The sequence below is a fragment of the Paraburkholderia aromaticivorans genome (assembly GCF_012689525.1).
Taxonomy (GTDB): domain Bacteria; phylum Pseudomonadota; class Gammaproteobacteria; order Burkholderiales; family Burkholderiaceae; genus Paraburkholderia; species Paraburkholderia aromaticivorans_A.
Window position 1 is genome coordinate 3,779,734 of record NZ_CP051516.1, and the last position, 15,792, is coordinate 3,795,525.

The 15,792-nt window shown below is 62.5% G+C and carries 15 protein-coding genes; 5 read left to right on the forward strand and 10 right to left on the reverse strand.

Features of this window, described 5'->3' with window-relative positions:
* Window positions 1-5 precede the first annotated feature (5 nt).
* Window positions 6-953: a sugar-binding transcriptional regulator gene (locus HF916_RS45220; RefSeq protein WP_168795087.1), complete on the forward strand. Its 948-nt coding sequence runs from the start codon at window positions 6-8 to the stop codon at window positions 951-953.
* A 218-nt stretch (window positions 954-1,171) separates the two neighbouring features.
* Here HF916_RS45220 and HF916_RS45225 read toward each other — a convergent pair whose 3' ends face one another.
* The 8 genes from HF916_RS45225 to HF916_RS45260 all read right to left on the reverse strand — a co-directional run bounded on the left by HF916_RS45225 (window position 1,172) and on the right by HF916_RS45260 (window position 10,048).
* Window positions 1,172-1,744, reverse strand: a complete 573-nt coding sequence (locus tag HF916_RS45225; protein WP_168795088.1) for a hypothetical protein — start codon at window positions 1,742-1,744, stop codon at window positions 1,172-1,174.
* Window positions 1,745-1,886: 142 nt separating this feature from the next.
* The gene (locus tag HF916_RS45230) at window positions 1,887-3,641 is read right to left on the reverse strand and encodes a cholesterol oxidase substrate-binding domain-containing protein (RefSeq protein ID WP_168795089.1); all 1,755 of its coding nucleotides are present in this window, start codon (window positions 3,639-3,641) and stop codon (window positions 1,887-1,889) included.
* 346 nt (window positions 3,642-3,987) lie between these two features.
* Window positions 3,988-5,097, reverse strand: a complete 1,110-nt coding sequence (locus tag HF916_RS45235; RefSeq protein WP_168795090.1) for an ABC transporter ATP-binding protein — start codon at window positions 5,095-5,097, stop codon at window positions 3,988-3,990.
* Between the two features lie 103 nt (window positions 5,098-5,200).
* Window positions 5,201-5,914 carry an HAD family hydrolase gene (locus HF916_RS45240; protein ID WP_168795091.1) on the reverse strand — a complete coding sequence of 238 codons (714 nt, stop codon included), beginning with the start codon at window positions 5,912-5,914 and terminating at the stop codon, window positions 5,201-5,203.
* A complete protein-coding gene (locus HF916_RS45245) occupies window positions 5,911-6,744 on the reverse strand; it encodes a carbohydrate ABC transporter permease (RefSeq protein ID WP_240975865.1) in 834 nt (277 codons plus the stop codon). Before HF916_RS45245 ends, HF916_RS45240 begins: the two co-directional genes overlap by 4 nt.
* 38 nt (window positions 6,745-6,782) lie before the next feature.
* Window positions 6,783-7,718: a carbohydrate ABC transporter permease gene (locus tag HF916_RS45250; RefSeq protein ID WP_168795093.1), complete on the reverse strand. Its 936-nt coding sequence runs from the start codon at window positions 7,716-7,718 to the stop codon at window positions 6,783-6,785.
* A gap of 152 nt (window positions 7,719-7,870) precedes the next feature.
* Complete coding sequence (locus HF916_RS45255; RefSeq protein WP_168795094.1) at window positions 7,871-9,193, reverse strand: ABC transporter substrate-binding protein; 1,323 nt, start codon at window positions 9,191-9,193, stop codon at window positions 7,871-7,873.
* A gap of 72 nt (window positions 9,194-9,265) precedes the next feature.
* Window positions 9,266-10,048 (reverse strand): L-iditol 2-dehydrogenase, encoded by a 783-nt coding sequence (locus HF916_RS45260; protein WP_168795095.1) that lies wholly within the window; start codon window positions 10,046-10,048, stop codon window positions 9,266-9,268.
* A gap of 331 nt (window positions 10,049-10,379) precedes the next feature.
* Between HF916_RS45260 and HF916_RS45265 the strand changes: the two genes are divergently transcribed.
* From HF916_RS45265 to HF916_RS45280, 4 genes are all read left to right on the forward strand, one after another.
* Window positions 10,380-10,874, forward strand: a complete 495-nt coding sequence (locus HF916_RS45265) for a Fur family transcriptional regulator (protein WP_168795096.1) — start codon at window positions 10,380-10,382, stop codon at window positions 10,872-10,874.
* A gap of 61 nt (window positions 10,875-10,935) precedes the next feature.
* Window positions 10,936-11,913, forward strand: coding sequence for a metal ABC transporter solute-binding protein (locus HF916_RS45270; RefSeq protein WP_168795097.1), 978 nt, complete (start codon window positions 10,936-10,938; stop codon window positions 11,911-11,913).
* Window positions 11,910-12,851: an ABC transporter ATP-binding protein gene (locus HF916_RS45275; RefSeq protein WP_168795098.1), complete on the forward strand. Its 942-nt coding sequence runs from the start codon at window positions 11,910-11,912 to the stop codon at window positions 12,849-12,851. Before HF916_RS45270 ends, HF916_RS45275 begins: the two co-directional genes overlap by 4 nt.
* Complete coding sequence (locus HF916_RS45280; protein ID WP_121307232.1) at window positions 12,844-13,626, forward strand: metal ABC transporter permease; 783 nt, start codon at window positions 12,844-12,846, stop codon at window positions 13,624-13,626. Before HF916_RS45275 ends, HF916_RS45280 begins: the two co-directional genes overlap by 8 nt.
* 59 nt (window positions 13,627-13,685) lie before the next feature.
* Here the strand turns inward: HF916_RS45280 and fghA are convergent, their stop codons facing one another.
* Window positions 13,686-14,537, reverse strand: a complete 852-nt coding sequence (gene fghA, locus HF916_RS45285; protein ID WP_168795099.1) for an S-formylglutathione hydrolase — start codon at window positions 14,535-14,537, stop codon at window positions 13,686-13,688.
* 15 nt (window positions 14,538-14,552) lie between these two features.
* Complete coding sequence (locus HF916_RS45290; RefSeq protein ID WP_020069206.1) at window positions 14,553-15,659, reverse strand: S-(hydroxymethyl)glutathione dehydrogenase/class III alcohol dehydrogenase; 1,107 nt, start codon at window positions 15,657-15,659, stop codon at window positions 14,553-14,555.
* Window positions 15,660-15,792 lie beyond the last annotated feature (133 nt).

A 15,792-nucleotide genomic window follows, 5' to 3' on the forward strand; every position in this document is an offset into this window, starting at 1 on the left:
TCACCGTGCCCAAGTCCACAGAAAAATTAGATCTTGCTACCCGCGCCGCGTGGCTCTACTACGTTGCCGGCAACACCCAGAACGAGATCGCCGAGAAGCTTCAGGTGTCGCGCCCGGTCGCGCAACGGCTGGTCGCCTTCGCGGTGGAAAAGAATCTGATTCGCGTGCGCGTCGATCATCAACTGGCCGATTGCCTCGCGCTCGCCGATCAACTGTCGAAACGCTACGGCCTGAGCATGTGCGAAGTGGTGCCGATCGACAGCGATACGTCCGAGGAAGTCGATCGCAAACTGGCGGTGGCCGGCGCGCAGGTGATGGAGCGCTACCTCGGCGAGGAAAAACCGATGGTGGTCGCGGTGAGCAGCGGCCGCACGCTAAAGGCCGCCGTCGATCAGATCGCGCAACTGGACCGTCCGCAGCACCGGCTGGTATCGATGGTCGGGGCAATCGCCCAGGACGGCTCCTCGAACCGCTATGACGTCGCGCTGCACATTTCGGAGAAGACGGGCGGCAAACATTTTCTGCTGCCCGCGCCGCTGCTCGCCGATAGTGAAGCGGAACGCGCGCAGTGGTGCAATCACCGGCTCTATCGGATTGTCGAATCGCTGTCGGCACAGGCCGACGTGGCGTTTGTCGGCATCGGCAATATCGGGCCGAAATGTCCGCTGCACGAAGACGGCTTCATTACGTCGGCGGAAGTGAAAGAGTTGATGCAGAGCGGCGCAGTGGCTGAAATGCTCGGACTGCCGATCGACGCAGCCGGCGCGCACGTCGAATCGCCGACCGGCCGGCGCGTGACGAGCATCGCGCTCGACTCGCCGCCGCGGCGCCCGACCATCGGTTTCGCCGGTGGCCGGCGCAAGCGTGAGGCGCTGATCGCGGTGCTCAAAGGCGGCTGGCTTTCTGGACTCGTGACCGACGAATCTTGCGCGAAGGCCGCGCTCGAGGCGTGAGCGTTTCCGTAACGTGGAGGAGCGGAAAACTACGAGGAAAGCGGCGCGCGCACCGCTTTCCCAATCATCACGCGGATAGCACTTCGGCGATCTTACGCTGCAATGCTTGCCCTGCGCTGTCGAACAGATGACAGTGCTCCGGCGTGGCGCCGAGTTTTGGGGTCGCCGGTTCGCAGCGAATCATCACACGGTTGCTTGACCGACCGCATGCGAAAAAATCAGGTCCGTGTCGAAGACGATTCGCCGCGCACCCACTCGTGTTCGAAGTGGTAGTCCGGCGAGCCAGTGCCGCCGAGCGCCTCACCAAAGCCGGCGACCGCTTTGGAAACGGCATAACCGCCGAGATCGGGTACGAGATGACACAGTTGCCCGCAAAGGCCGAACTTGTTGAATATCTGACCCACCGACGAGACCAGCGGCGAGTTCAGCAAGTCGTTGCACTTCGACACGCAGCCAATGATCACGGAACCGATCGAACTCATGACGCCCTTCCCGCCGGCGTTAGCACATTTGTCGGGCTTGCCGCACGCGGGGAGATACGAACACGCCGACGCCCCGTTCTCGCTAGCGAGCACTGACGCCGTGCTCATGGCCGCCCGGTTGCCCAGCCATTCGCCATGTGCACCGGAGGTTGCGCAGCCGCCGGCTGTGCTGAATGTGGCGCTGAACCCCGATACCTGCCGCTCCTGTCCATGTCCGCCGGACGCGGCGCACGTCGTTGCCGAGGCATTCGAATACATGGATCCCGCGCTGGAGAACGCGTCGATTTTGATCAAAGTGAGTTGCGGCATATTTGTTTCCTTGCAAATTTACATGCCAGATAGCCCGTCTGGCCGGGTATTCGCCAGCGGCTCGAAGACGAGTCGCCGGTCAGTGCCGGTGCCTGTCGAGGGCCGGTCCGCAACTGGCCGCGCAGACAATCTGCCGTCGGCGTCAGGGAAGCAGCCAGTCAAGTAAAGCGGAAGAGAAGATGCGGTACGGGTCGTAGCGATTGAGCGTGTTGCGCGCCGTGTTCCAGGTGCTCCCTGGCGGTTGTCCGTCGGAGTGCAGATTCGGAATCGTGGTGCCGATCATCTCGCTGTCCTGCCACGGGGCGACATTTGTGTAGGCCCAGCCTTTCGACCATTCGGGGCGCACAGTCGCATATGAGCCAGCGTAGTTCGACATCATCCATTGCTCGATTTCCCGATAAAAACTGTTCGCCGACGGCGTGCCGGGCATCGTCAAAATGTCGAAGTAGACGGCGATGTTCCACTCAGGGTGGTCAAGGCGCGGCTTGAGCGCGGCAAGCGACAGCGTGACGGCGCCCGGCCCGGCATCGGCCGGTTGGTCGAGCCCTGTCACGCGGATTTCGACTGGGCCGTTCATCGGGTATTCGCCGCGCTGCCTGTAGACGTCGACCCGGTTCTGATAGAACTGGACGAACTCGTAGATGACGCGTTGCACGTCGGCACGCCGGGCAAGCACCGCGTAGCCATTTGCCGTCACACGCAGCGTCGAAGGACGGATGTATTGCAGCACGTTGCGCGACCAGCCCCAGATATCGGTACTGAACGTGACACCCAGACCCGCGACGACAATCCCCATCTGTAGCTGCCCAAAAAGCGGCGTCAGGTGGCGTTCGCCGCCGATCACGATGCGTTTGAGCAGATCCGACACCGGCTGCGAGATAGAATCGGAAAATGGGTAGTTGTAGGGTTGCGTCACCGTACGCGATAAGAGTGGCTTGCTGGATTGCACGGTCCAAACCTTGAGCCACGGGCAACTCGTGAACGGAAACCAGATCGCCTCCATCCGGCCGGAGCAGTCGAGGAACGACTCGATCGTACGTCCGCCGGACTTCGCCGACGCGAACAATTCGGATGCCGGAATATCCACATAGCTCCGGCAGCGCAGCCGCTGGTTGACGCCCGCTTCGAGCGTCGCCTCGACGATCAACGCGCGGCCGAGGTGAACGAGGAACGCGCCGATGTCCGGATCGGTTCGCTTGAACGTGCGCAGCGCATACTGCTGTTTCACGTCGTCGAACACGACCGCCGTGAGCGACAGGATCAAATTGCTCAGCGAGCCGTAGGTATGCCCCTTCAATGGCGTTTCGCGGGAAGCGGGTATGGCCGTTCCGTGCGCGCCGATCGCAAGAGCGCCGCCTAGTGTGATGTCGCCTGGAGCGGGTGCGGCCGTGACACCCAAACCAAATTTTTCCAGCGTGGCAAGCAGCGCTTCCATCGAAATGCCGGTTTGCGCCGTAACGCGTGCAGGCTGAGATGACGTGTCCACCGATATGGCATTGAGCGACTTCGTCATGTCGAGCAGGACGACTTGTGAAGTCCTGGTGGTCCGGTCGATCGTCAGCGGCGACCAGTTGTGCATAAAGCCGCGAGGTCGGATGCGATATCCGTTCGCGCGCGCCCAGTTGACGATCGTGACCACAGCGGCGGGCGTGTCGGGCGAAGCTGTCCAGACGTCCGCTACCGTGATTTCACCGCTCCAGTTTTGGAATGCCTGCTTGTAGAGGGGAATGCCGTCGGGGAAATTGGCTGGAACGGGCGCGGCGCCTTGCGCGTGCGCGGCAATCTGATAGACCGGCGTCCATCCGGTCACGACCCCGGCCGCCGAGAGCCGGGCGATATCGGCAATGAATTTTCGGCGGGGCGGCGGTGTAGAAGCATCTTGAAGGTCTTTGGTCACGGTTCGCTCGAGTGCCTGTTGCAGGGAAGAAGTTTTCAGTCCCAATGCTATTTTTCCGAGGCGTACGCGAGGCAATGACTATTCATGACATGGCCGTGCTGGCCACAATTAAGCAAACCGTTTTAAGCAAACCGTTGGTCGGATGCGGCAGTAAGTGAAGCAAATGGGATATGCGGGGCGTCGGCACACGCAGCACATGCGCGCGACTGAACCTGTCAGGGTCTGTCGAACATCAAAGGCGCGCGTCACTGATCGACGCAAAAAAATGCCGCGCTCGACTGGCGCGGCAAAGACTCGTTACAGGGTTCGGAGCAGGGAAGCCGCCTCGACGCGGCCCTTGGAAACCTTACGCGGCCAACACTTCGACGATCTTGCGCTGGAATGCTTTCCCAGCGCTGTCGAACAGATGGCAATGCTCCGGCGTGGCGCCGAGTTTTTGGGTCTCGCCCTTGGTATGCCGTTCGAGCGGCGGAATCCGCGCAATCAGTCCGTCCGGCGCGACGCTCGATTCCGCATACAGATACGCCGCGTCGCCGAGCGACTCGATCGCCATCGTGCGGGCCGAAATGCCGTCGTCGGCCATGCCCACATGCAGATGCTCGGGGCGAATGCCGACCGTCACCTTGTCACCCTGCTTCACCGCGGCCGGTTCCACCGCGACGCGCTGCGTCTCGCCGGTTTCGTAGCGCACCGTGACGCCGTCGTGCGTAACCGACTGCACCACGCCTTCCATGAAGTTCATCTTCGGCGAGCCGATGAATCCTGCGACGAAACGGTTGGCCGGCGCGTGATACAGCATGGTCGGGCTGCCGACCTGCTCCACATTGCCCGCCGACAGCACCACGATCTTGTCCGCCAGCGTCATGGCCTCGACCTGATCGTGCGTCACGTAGATCATGGTGGTCTTCAGTTCGTCATGCAGACGCGCGAATTCGAGGCGCATTTTCACGCGCAGGGCGGCGTCCAGATTCGACAGCGGTTCGTCGAACAGGAACACCTTCGGCTTGCGCGTGATCGCGCGGCCGATCGCCACGCGCTGACGCTGGCCGCCGGACAACTGCTTCGGCTTGCGATCGAGTAGATGGTCAATGTGCAGGATCTTCGCCGCGTTGCGCACGGCGGCGTCGATTTCCGGCTTCTTGGTGCCGGCGAGTTTCAGGCCGAACGCCATGTTGTCGTACAGCGTCATGTGCGGATACAGCGCGTACGACTGGAACACCATCGCGATGCCGCGCTTGGCCGGTGCAACGTCGTTCACGCGCATGCCGTCGATGGTCAGATCGCCGCCGCTGATATCTTCGAGGCCGGCGATCATCCGCATCAGCGTCGATTTACCGCAACCGCTCGGGCCCACGAACACGACGAACTCGCCGTCCGCGATATCGAGGTTGATGTCGCGCATCACTTCGTTTTCGTCGTACGCCTTCCTGATGTTGCGCAGAGTTACGCTTGCCATGATGTGTCTCCGTGTATTGCTATATGTTGCTTGTCCGATATTCCGGTTGCCTGAGCTGTTTGGGATGCCCAGGCTGCTACGTTTGATTCGCTTTTCGATGCCGCTACGGCGAGGCCGCCGTCGCACTCAGCGTCCATTGCGCGACCAGTTCCGGCAACTGCTGCATGTCGTCGAAGACGTGACGCGCGCCGGCTGCATGCAGTTTGTCGATTTGCGCGTCGCTCGCGTGACCGCCGCCGATGAAGCCGAGCACCGTCATGCCCGCCGCGCTCGCCGCCGTCACGCCGGTGACGCTGTCCTCCACCACGAGGCACGCCGAAGGCGCGAGTCCGAGACCCTTGGCCGCCGCCAGATAGACATCGGGCGCGGGCTTCGGATTCGGCACCGCGTCGGCGCAGAACAGGCGGTCGCCGAAAAATCGCACGAGGCCAGTGCGCGTCAGCACCGTTTCCACATACGGGCGAAAGCTGTTGCTCGCGCAGCCTTTGGTGAGCGGCACCTGAGCCAGCGCGGCTTCGATGCCTTCGACCGTCGGCGCCTGCATCGCCGCCGCTTCCACTGCTTGGCGGATCGCATCGATATCCTCGACGCTGAGGCTTTTGCCGAGCTGCGCCGCAGTGCCTTGCAGTACTTTCTCGATGCGCAGTCCGAGCAGCGGCAGCACGACCGGTTCGACGTCGGTGTCGGGCCAGCGCGCTTCGAGTTCGTGCACCAGCATGCGCGCCGCCACGGCTTCGCTGTCGATCAGCACGCCGTCGCAATCGCAGATCAGCGCGAAATTGCCGGCGAGCGTGCTTCCACTCGTGCCTGCCGTCATTTGACCGCCCCGAAGGTAAGGCCGCGCACCAGTTGCTTCTGCGACAGCCAGCCGACGATCAGGATCGGCGCGACCGCCAGCAGCGAGGCGGCGGACAGCTTGGCCCAGAACAGACCCTCAGGACTCGAATACGACGCGATGAACACAGTCAGCGGTGCGGCATTCGAACTCGACAGGTTGATGCTCCAGAACGCTTCGTTCCACGACAGGATCACGAGCAGCAGCGCGGTCGAGGCGAGGCCCGGCAACGACATCGGCATCAGCAGATAGACGATTTCCTGCCACGTCGCGGCGCCGTCGATTCGTCCGGCTTCGAGAATGTCGCGCGGAATTTCGGCGAAGTACGTGAACGACATCCACACCGCGATCGGTAAATTGATCAGCGTGTAGACAATCACGAGACCCGACACCGAATCCAGCAGCCCGCTGTTTTTCCACAGCAGATAGATCGGCACCAGCACGCCGACCGACGGCATCATCTTGGTCGACAGCATCCACAGCAGCACTTTCTGCGTGCGGCGGGTCGGGAAGAACGCCATCGCATAGGCGGCCGGCACGGCGAGAATCAGGCACAGCACCGTCACGCCCGCGGAGATCAGTATCGAATTCCACGCGAACGAAAAGTAATTGCTGCGCGCGAACACCTCGCGGAAGCTATCGAGCGTCGGGATGAAAAACAGCGACGACGCATAGGCTTGCTGCTCCGTCTTGAATGCGGTGATCGTCATCCAGAAGATCGGAAAGAACAGCAGCAAGGCGACGAGCCAGGCGATCACGCCGGGAATGCCGCGTCGGATTGCGGCGAACGGCGACTTCGCCGGCACCGTCATGGGTGTCGCGCTGGACACCGGAGTGGAGGCAACCTGGCTCATTTTTCGTACTCCCCTTTGAGGTTCTTCGCGAGCATCCGCACGAGGAAGAACGACACGATATTGGCCAGCACGACAGCGAGAATGCCGCCCGCCGACGCGAGACCGACGTCGAACTGTTGCAGGCCCAGCGAATAGATCAGGTACGACAGGTTAGTAGTCGCGGTGCCCGGACCGCCGCCCGTGGTCGTATAGATTTCGGCGAAGATCGACAGCAGGAAAATCGTCTCCATCATCACCACCACCGCGATCGCCCGTTTCAGGTGAGGTAGCGTGATATAGAAGAACATCGAGAACGGACCCGCGCCGTCGATTTTCGCCGCCTCCTTCTGCTCCTGATCGAGCGACTGGATCGCCGTGAACAGAATCAGGAAAGCGAACGGCAGCCACTGCCACGCGACGATCATGATCACCGCCGTCAGTGGGTATTGCGCGAACCAGTCGATCGGTTGCATGCCCATGGCGCGCATGCCTTGCGCGATCAGGCCATACACCGGATGCAGGATCATGTTCTTCCAGATCAGCGCGCTCACGGTCGGCATCACGAAGAACGGTGCGATGGCGAGCAGCCGCGCGATCCCCTGGCCGTAGAACTTGCGGTCGAACAGGATCGCCATCAGCACGCCGCCGACCACCGTGATCACGAGGACCGAGATGATCAGCTCGAGCGTGTGACCGATCGAAGGGCCGAACGACGGATCGCTGGCAAGGTATTTATAGTTGTCGAAACCCGCGAAGCCTTTCAGATCCGGATTCAACAGGTTGTAGCGCGAGAACGAAAACCAGATCGTCATCGCGAGCGGAATCGCCATCCACAGCACGAGTACCGCGACCGACGGCGTGACTAGCCAGCGGGCGGAATTGGCTTTACGGGTTTCGCGTTCTTTTTCTGTCTGGGGATGGGCATGCATGATAGGTAGGCGCAGAGGACGCATGATTGACCACCTGTTCGGTAATGCGCGGACCGCCGCCCGAAGCCGCGACGACACCCTACGATGTCGCCGCGCACGTGTGGCGGAAAGGCCCGCTGTGCCGCGTAAGCCGGCTGACGGGCGTCAGCCGGCGCGTGCCACGTAACGACCGTGGCTTACTTCTGATAGCCGGCCTGCTTCACCGCGCGATCCGCGGTGGCGTTGCCGGCTGCCAACGCCTGATCGATCGTCATCTGACCGGCAATCGCGCCGGAGATGCTCTGACCGACCACGGTGCCGAACGACTGGAACTCAGGAATCCCGACGAACTGCACTCCGGTGTACGGCACCGGCTTGAGCGTCGGATGCTCCGGATCCGCCGTTTCGATCGCCTTCAGCACGAAGTCGCCGAACGGTGCTGCCTGCTTGTACTCAGGGCGCGCGTAGGTGGATTTACGCGTTCCCGGCGGCACCGAGGCCCAACCTTCGTCCTTCGCGACCAGTTCGATGTATTGCTTCGACGTGGCCCACGTGATGAACTTCTTCGCCGCGTCAGGCTGCTTCGACGACTTCGGAATCGCCAGCGCCCAGGCCCACAGCCAATGCGAACCCTTCGGCGTGACCGCGATCGGTGCCGCGGCAAAACCGACCTTGTCCGCGATCTGCGATTGCTGCTTGTTGTAGAGCATGCCTGCGGCAACCGTAGCGTCGATCCACATCCCGCATTTGCCGGACGACATCAGCGTGAGGTTTTCGTTGAAGCCGTTCGAGCTCGCTCCCGGAGGGCCATCTTTCTTCAGCAGATCGACGTAGAAGGTCATCGCCTTTTTCCATTCCGGCGACGTGAGCTGCGCGTTCCATTTCTCGTCGAACCAGCGGCCGCCGAAGGTATTCACCACCGTCGTGCCGTACGCCATGTTCTCGCCCCAGCCCGCCTTGCCGCGCAGACAGATGCCGTAGATGCCGTTGGCCTTGTCGGTGAGCTTGTCGGCGAATTGCGCGATCTGGTCGTAGGTCGGCTGATCGGGCATCTTCAGACCCTTGGCCGCGAACAGGTCCTTGCGGTAATACGTCATCGAGCTTTCGACGTAGAACGGCAGCGCATACAACTGGCCGCCGCTCGAGAGGCCGTCGCGGGCCGTCTTCACGACGTCGTTCAGATCGTAATCAGCCGGCAGATTCGTGAGCGGCGTGAGCCAGCCGCGCTTGCCCCATTGCGGCGTTTCGTACGCGCCGATCGTCATCACGTCGAACTGGCCGCTGCCTGTCGTGATATCGGTGGTGGCGCGCTGACGCAGCACGTTTTCTTCGAGAATCACCCAGTTCAGCTTGATATCCGGATTCGCCTTTTCGAATTCGGGCGAGAGCTTCTTCAGCTCGATCATGTCCGGATTGTTTAGCGTGGCGATCGTCACCGTGGCCGCCGACGCGTTCAATGCAAAGCATGCGACAGCGCCGGCACTGACCGCCTTTAGCGTGGTTTTGAGAGTTGGTTTCATGTGTTGTCTCCTTTCTCGTACGTTATGTAATGCAGCGTTTGTTCTACGAAAATGACGATGAACGGCGCGGACTCAGCTCATCCAGTTGCCGCCGTCGACGTTCAGGGTTTGCGCGGTGATGTAGTCGGCGTCCGCCGACGCGAGGAACAGAGCGGCACCGGTCAGATCGTCCGGCACACCCATGCGGCCTAGCGGCACCGCTTCTCCGACGAGGCGTTTTTTTTCGCCGAGCGGACGGTTTTCATAGCGGGCGAAGAGCGCGTCGACTTCGTTCCACATCGGTGTATCGACGACGCCCGGCGCGATGCCGTTCACATTGATCTTGTGCGGTGCGAGCGCCAATGCCGCGGATTGCGTGTAGCTGAGCACGGCCGCCTTGGTCGCGCAGTAGTGCGACACGAGCGCCTCGCCGCGCCGTCCGGCTTGCGACGACATATTGATGATCTTGCCGCCGTGGCCCTGCTCGACCATCTTTTGTGCCACGGCTTGCATCAGGAAGAACATGCCCTTCACGTTGACCGCAAAAAGACGGTCGAATACGTCCCAGGATTCGTCGAGGATCGGGCGCATGTCGAAGAGCGCCGCGTTGTTGAAGAGGATGTCGATTTGACCGAAGCGCTCCAGCGCGCTCGCCACGATGCGCTGGATATGCTCGCGGCGCGTGACGTCGGCGCTCACGCTCAGCACGCGCTCGCCGTAAGCGGCGCGCAATGTATCGCCGAAAGTGTCCGCCGGCTTCACATCGACCAGCACGCAGCGCGCGCCTTCGTCCAGATACCGGCGAGCCACGGCTTCACCGATTCCGCTTGCCGCGCCCGTCAGAATGGCCACCTTGTCTTGCAATCGTGCCGCCACTGCTCGTCTCCGGTTCGTTTTGCTTCTTGAGGCGCGGTGAGCGAACGCCCATTGCGCGAACAATTGCTCTGTTAGTGATCGAATGATCGGATACGCACCGGGCCATGTCAAGGCGCCCGAGCAGATTTCGATGGTGCAGCGCGGCAGGATTCCGGCACCACTCATCTGCCTCGAACAACGCTAGTACGAGAAATCGAAGACAGCCAATCTGCTTTCTGCTCGCCCCGCTGACAAAATTTCGAGATACGTTATATCATTGCGACCTCGCTTCGCTTCGAAGCCGATTGGTTGCGATTTCGCTTGATTGCCATTTCGTCAGGAGCCTCCGCCGATGGCCACATCGACTGCAGAACACCATGCCGTACGGCTCGCGCATGCCGAAGCGCATGCCGCGTTGCACGGGCTCGCGCTGACGCCGCTGCGTCGTCAGGTGTATGCGGCGATCGTCGCGAGCGAGCGGCCGGTCGGCGCTTACGAATTGCTGGATGCGCTCGAGCCGGCACGCGGCCGTGTTCCGCCCACAACCGTGTATCGCGCGCTCGACTTTCTGCTCGCGCATGGCTTTGTGCATCGGATCGAATCGAAGAACGCGTTCGTGGCCTGCTGCGAAGTCGGTGTGCCGCATCGCAGCCAGTTTCTGATGTGTGACGGCTGCGGCGCGACCGTCGAAATTCCCGGTGACGACCTCGCCGAACAGTTGTCGCATAGCGCGCCCGCACATGGTTTCGAAGTGCATCGGCAGGTGGTCGAACTGAGCGGTCTGTGCGCGCTGTGTGCCCGCGCGGCGCGGCCTGCCGGTGCTTCCATCGGCACAAAGCCCGCCTAGAGCCGGCGCGCCCTTCCTAACGTCTGTGATTCATTCAACTCTCACGCAGCAGGACACAACAATGAAGAAATTCGGCTCGATGTTGAACGGGGCGCGGCGCGCGCTGAAGCTGTCGCAGTACGTCGCCGTAAGCGCCGCGGTGTTCGCGTTCGGCCACGCCGCGATGGCCGCGGATGCAAAAATCCCTGTGGTCGCAGCGGAGAATTTTTATGGCGACGTGGTGCAGCAACTGGGCGGCGATCGCGTCGACGTGATGAGCATCCTCAGCAATCCAGACCAGGACCCGCATCTGTTCGAAGCCAGCCCGAAGACCGCGCGTGCGTTGCAGCATGCGAGCCTTGTGGTCTACAACGGCGCCGACTACGATCCGTGGATGGCAAAGTTGCTGGCGGCGTCGAAGGGCTCGAAGCGCGTCACGATCGTCGCAGCCGATCTCGTTGGCAAGAAAGGCGGCGACAATCCGCACCTCTGGTACGACCCGGCGACCATGCCGAAAGTGGCGCGCGCGGTGAGCGACGCGCTCGTCGCCGCTGACCCGGCGCACAAGTCGGCGTACGATGCGAACCTCGCGAAGTTTCTCGATTCGCTGAAACCGGTCGACGCCAAGGTCGCCGAGCTGCATGGCCGTTACGCGGGCGTGCCGGTCACGGCGACCGAGCCGGTGTTCGGCTACATGTCCGACGCGGTGGGCCTGACCATGCGCAATCTGCGCTTCCAGCTCGCCACCATGAACGACACCGAAGCGAGCGCGGCCGATATCGCCGCGTTCGAACGCGATCTGCGCGAGAAGCGCGTCCGTGTTCTGATCTATAACAGCCAGGCAACCGAGGCCCTGACCAAACGCATGTTGAAGCTCGCGCAGCAATCGAAGGTGCCGACCATGAGCGTCACCGAGACCGAACCGGCCGGCAAGACCTATCAGACGTGGATGCTGACGCAGCTCGACGCGCTGGGCACGGCGCTGGCCGCGGGCGATGCGAACGGCGCAGGCGGCGCAAACGCAGCAGCAGCTTCAGGCGCGAAAGGAAAAACCCAATGACCCAGACTGGCCGCAGCGCGCCAGCGCGTGTTCCCACCACCGCACCCGTGCTCGAACTCGAACACGTGACGCTCGAACTCGGAGACCGCACGATTCTGCGCGACACCGGCTTCGTGGTGAACCAGGGCGAATTCATCGGCGTGCTCGGACCCAACGGCGCGGGCAAGACAACGCTGATGCGCGCCGTGCTCGGCCTCGTGCCTGCCGCCCAAGGCACGATCCGCGTGCTGGGGCAACCGGTCGAGCGCGGCAACGCGTCGATCGGTTATATGCCGCAGACGCGCAGCGCTTTGGCCGGACGCCGCGTGCGTGGCCGCGACTTCGTCGCGATGGCCGCCGACGGCCATCGCTGGGGTCTGCCGCATGCGGACGCCGCCACGCGCGCCGATGTCGAGCGTGTGCTCGATCTGGTCGGCGGCCGCAAGCTGGCAGAGCGGCCTTTGTCGGAACTGTCGGGCGGCGAGCGTCAGCGGCTGCTGCTCGCACAATGCCTGCTCGGCAACCCGAAATTGCTGCTGCTCGACGAGCCGCTGATCAGCCTCGATCCGCATCATCAGAAGAGCGTGGTCGAACTCGTGCGGCGCGTGCAGCAGGAACTCGGCATCGCCGTGCTGTTTTCGGCGCATGAACTGAACCCGCTGCTGCACGCACTCGATCGTGTGCTGTATCTCGGCAGCGGCGTGGCGGCGCTCGGCACCGTCGACGAAGTGATCACCCGGCCGGTCCTGTCGCGCCTCTACGGCTCGCCGATCGACGTCATGCGCGTGAACGGACGCATCTTCGTGATGTCGGGCGACGTCGAAGTGGAAAAGCACGATCACGAGCACGAACACGACGAGAACGGCGGGCACAGCCACGCGCATTCCCATTCGCATGGCCACGCGCACGGCCACTCACATCAGCACGACTCACGCGACGGACACACGCACGATGTTTGAATACGATTTCATGGTGAACGCATTCGCGGCGTCGGGGATCGTCGCGGTGCTGGCCGGCGTGGTGGGCTATTTTCTGGTGATGCGCGGACAGACCTTCGCGGGCCATGCGCTCTCGCACGTCGGCTTCACCGGCGCGACCGGCGCGGTGCTGATTGGCATCTCGCCGATCTGGGGGATGATCGGCTTCACGCTCGCAGCGGGCGTCGGCATGGGCGCGCTCGGCGAACGCCTCGCCGGACGCGATGTGGCGATCGGCGTGATCCTCTCGCTGTCGCTCGGTTTCGGCTTGCTGTTTCTGCACTTCTTCACCGCGTATGCGACTCAGGTCACCGCGCTGCTGTTCGGCAACGTGCTTGGCGTGAACGCGTCGACGCTCGGCGTGCTGGCGGGTTTGGGCGTCGTGAGTTTGCTGGCGCTCGCGGCGATCATGCGGCCGCTGCTGTTCGCTTCGTTGCAGCCAGAACTGGCCGAAGCCAAGGGCGTGTCGTTGCGCCTCGTGTCCGTGCTGTTTCTCGCGATTGCCGCGCTGGCCGTGGCGGCGTGTACGCAGATCGTCGGCGTGCTGCTGGTGTTCACGCTGATGGTCGGCCCGGCCGCCGCCGCGCAAAACATGACGACGCGGCTTTCAGCCGGCCTCGTGCTTGCCGCTGTGTTTGCGCTGCTGCAAGCGTGGCTCGGTCTGACACTCGCGTTCTACACCGATTGGCCGACGAGCTTCTGGATCACCGTGCTGTCGGCGGTGGTGTACGGCGGGAGTCTGTTGAGACGGCATTGAATCTCCAGGGACGATGGCGGCATCGCATCTGCACACCGCCATCATCGTCCTGCGAGACTTCAGCCGAGCAGCACCTTCGCGTGATGCGCGAGATGATCTTCGATGAACGTCGAGATGAAGTAATAGCCGTGATCGTAGCCCGCATGACGGCGCAGCGTCAGCGGTTGACCTGCGGCCTGACAGGCGGCTTCGAACACATCCGGGTTCAGTTGCTCCGCGAGGAACTGATCCGCGAGACCCTGATCGACCAGAATCCCCGCCGAAAATTTGCGCGACGCATGCGCCACCAGTTCGCTTGCGTCGTACTGCTTCCACGCTTCACGGTCTTCGCCCAGATAGCCGCTGAACGCCTTCACGCCCCACGGGCACTGTGAAGGTGCGGCAATCGGCGCGAACGCCGACACCGACCGATAGATCTCCGGATTGCGCAACGCGAGCATCAACGCGCCGTGACCGCCCATGGAATGCCCGAAGATGCCCAAACGCGCGCCGTCCACCGGCAGATTCGCGAGCACCGTTTCGCGCAGCTCGTCACGCACGTATGAGTACATCCGATAGTGCTGCGCCCACGGCTGCTGTGTGGCATCGACGTAAAAGCCCGCGCCCACGCCGAAGTCCCACGCCGCGCTTTCGCCCGGCACGCCCGCGCCGCGCGGACTGGTATCCGGCGCGATCAGCGCGATACCGTGCTGCGCCGCGAAACGCTGTGCGCCGGCCTTGACCGGAAAGGTTTCTTCCGTGCACGTGAGACCCGCGAGATAGAACAGCGCGGGTACGTTCGCATTGGCCTGCAAGGCCTGCGGCGGCAGATAGATGGAGAAGCGCATCGACAGACCGATGGTCTGCGAGTCGTGCCGATAGATGCGCTGCTCGCCGCCATGACAGGCGTGTGACGACAAGAGTTCGAACATGCCAGGCCTCCCGGTTCAGTACAGCACGACCGAGCGGATCGACTCGCCCTTCTTCATCAGATCGAAGCCCTCGTTGATGCGTTCGAGCGGCAGACGGTGCGTGATCAGATCGTCGATATTGATCTTGCCTTCCATGTACCAGTCGACGATTTTCGGCACGTCGGTGCGGCCGCGCGCGCCACCGAACGCCGAGCCCTTCCACTCGCGGCCCGTCACCAGCTGGAACGGACGCGTGCTGATCTCCTCGCCCGCCGCCGCCACGCCGATGATGAACGACTGGCCCCAGCCCTTGTGCGTGCATTCGAGCGCCTGACGCATCACCTTCGTGTTGCCGATACATTCGAACGAATAGTCCGCGCCGCCATCGGTGAGTTGCACGATGTGATCGACCACGTTCTCGACTTCGTTCGGGTTGATGAAGTGCGTCATGCCGAACTTCTTCGCCAGTTCGACACGTCCCGGATTGATGTCCACACCGATGATCTTGTCCGCGCCGACCATCTTCGCGCCCTGGATCACATTCAAGCCGATGCCGCCAAGACCGAACACCACGACATTCGCGCCAGCTTCCACTTTGGCTGAATACACGACCGCACCGACACCGGTCGTCACGCCGCAGCCGATGTAGCAGATCTTGTCGAACGGCGCGTCTTCACGCACCTTCGCTACCGCGATTTCCGGCACGACGATGTAGTTCGAAAACGTGGACGTGCCCATGTAGTGAAACAGCGGCTTGCCGTCGAGCGAGAAGCGCGAGGTCGCATCAGGCATCAAACCCTTGCCCTGCGTCGAACGAATCGCCTGACAGAGATTGGTCTTGCGCGACAGGCAGAACTTGCACTGACGGCATTCCGGCGTGTACAGCGGAATGACGTGATCGCCTTTCTTCAGCGTGCCGACACCGGGACCGGTATCGACGATCACGCCCGCGCCTTCGTGCCCAAGAATCGCCGGGAAGATGCCTTCCGGGTCCGCGCCGGAGAGCGTGTAGTAATCGGTATGGCAGATGCCCGTGGCCTTCACTTCGATCAGGACTTCACCGGCGCGCGGCCCTTCCAGATCGACTTCTTCGATCGTCAACGGCGCGCCAGCTTTCCATGCGATTGCTGCTTTGGTCTTCATCGTGAATGCTCCTGTGAGTCTGTCGAGGCAAGGCGCGTCGCGGCGGGCTACGTTGCGGCGCGCATGTGTTGCGATTCGGTGCTGCGGTTGGTTCGTGCGCCACTGAGGCAGTCATTGCCACGCGGCGCAATGC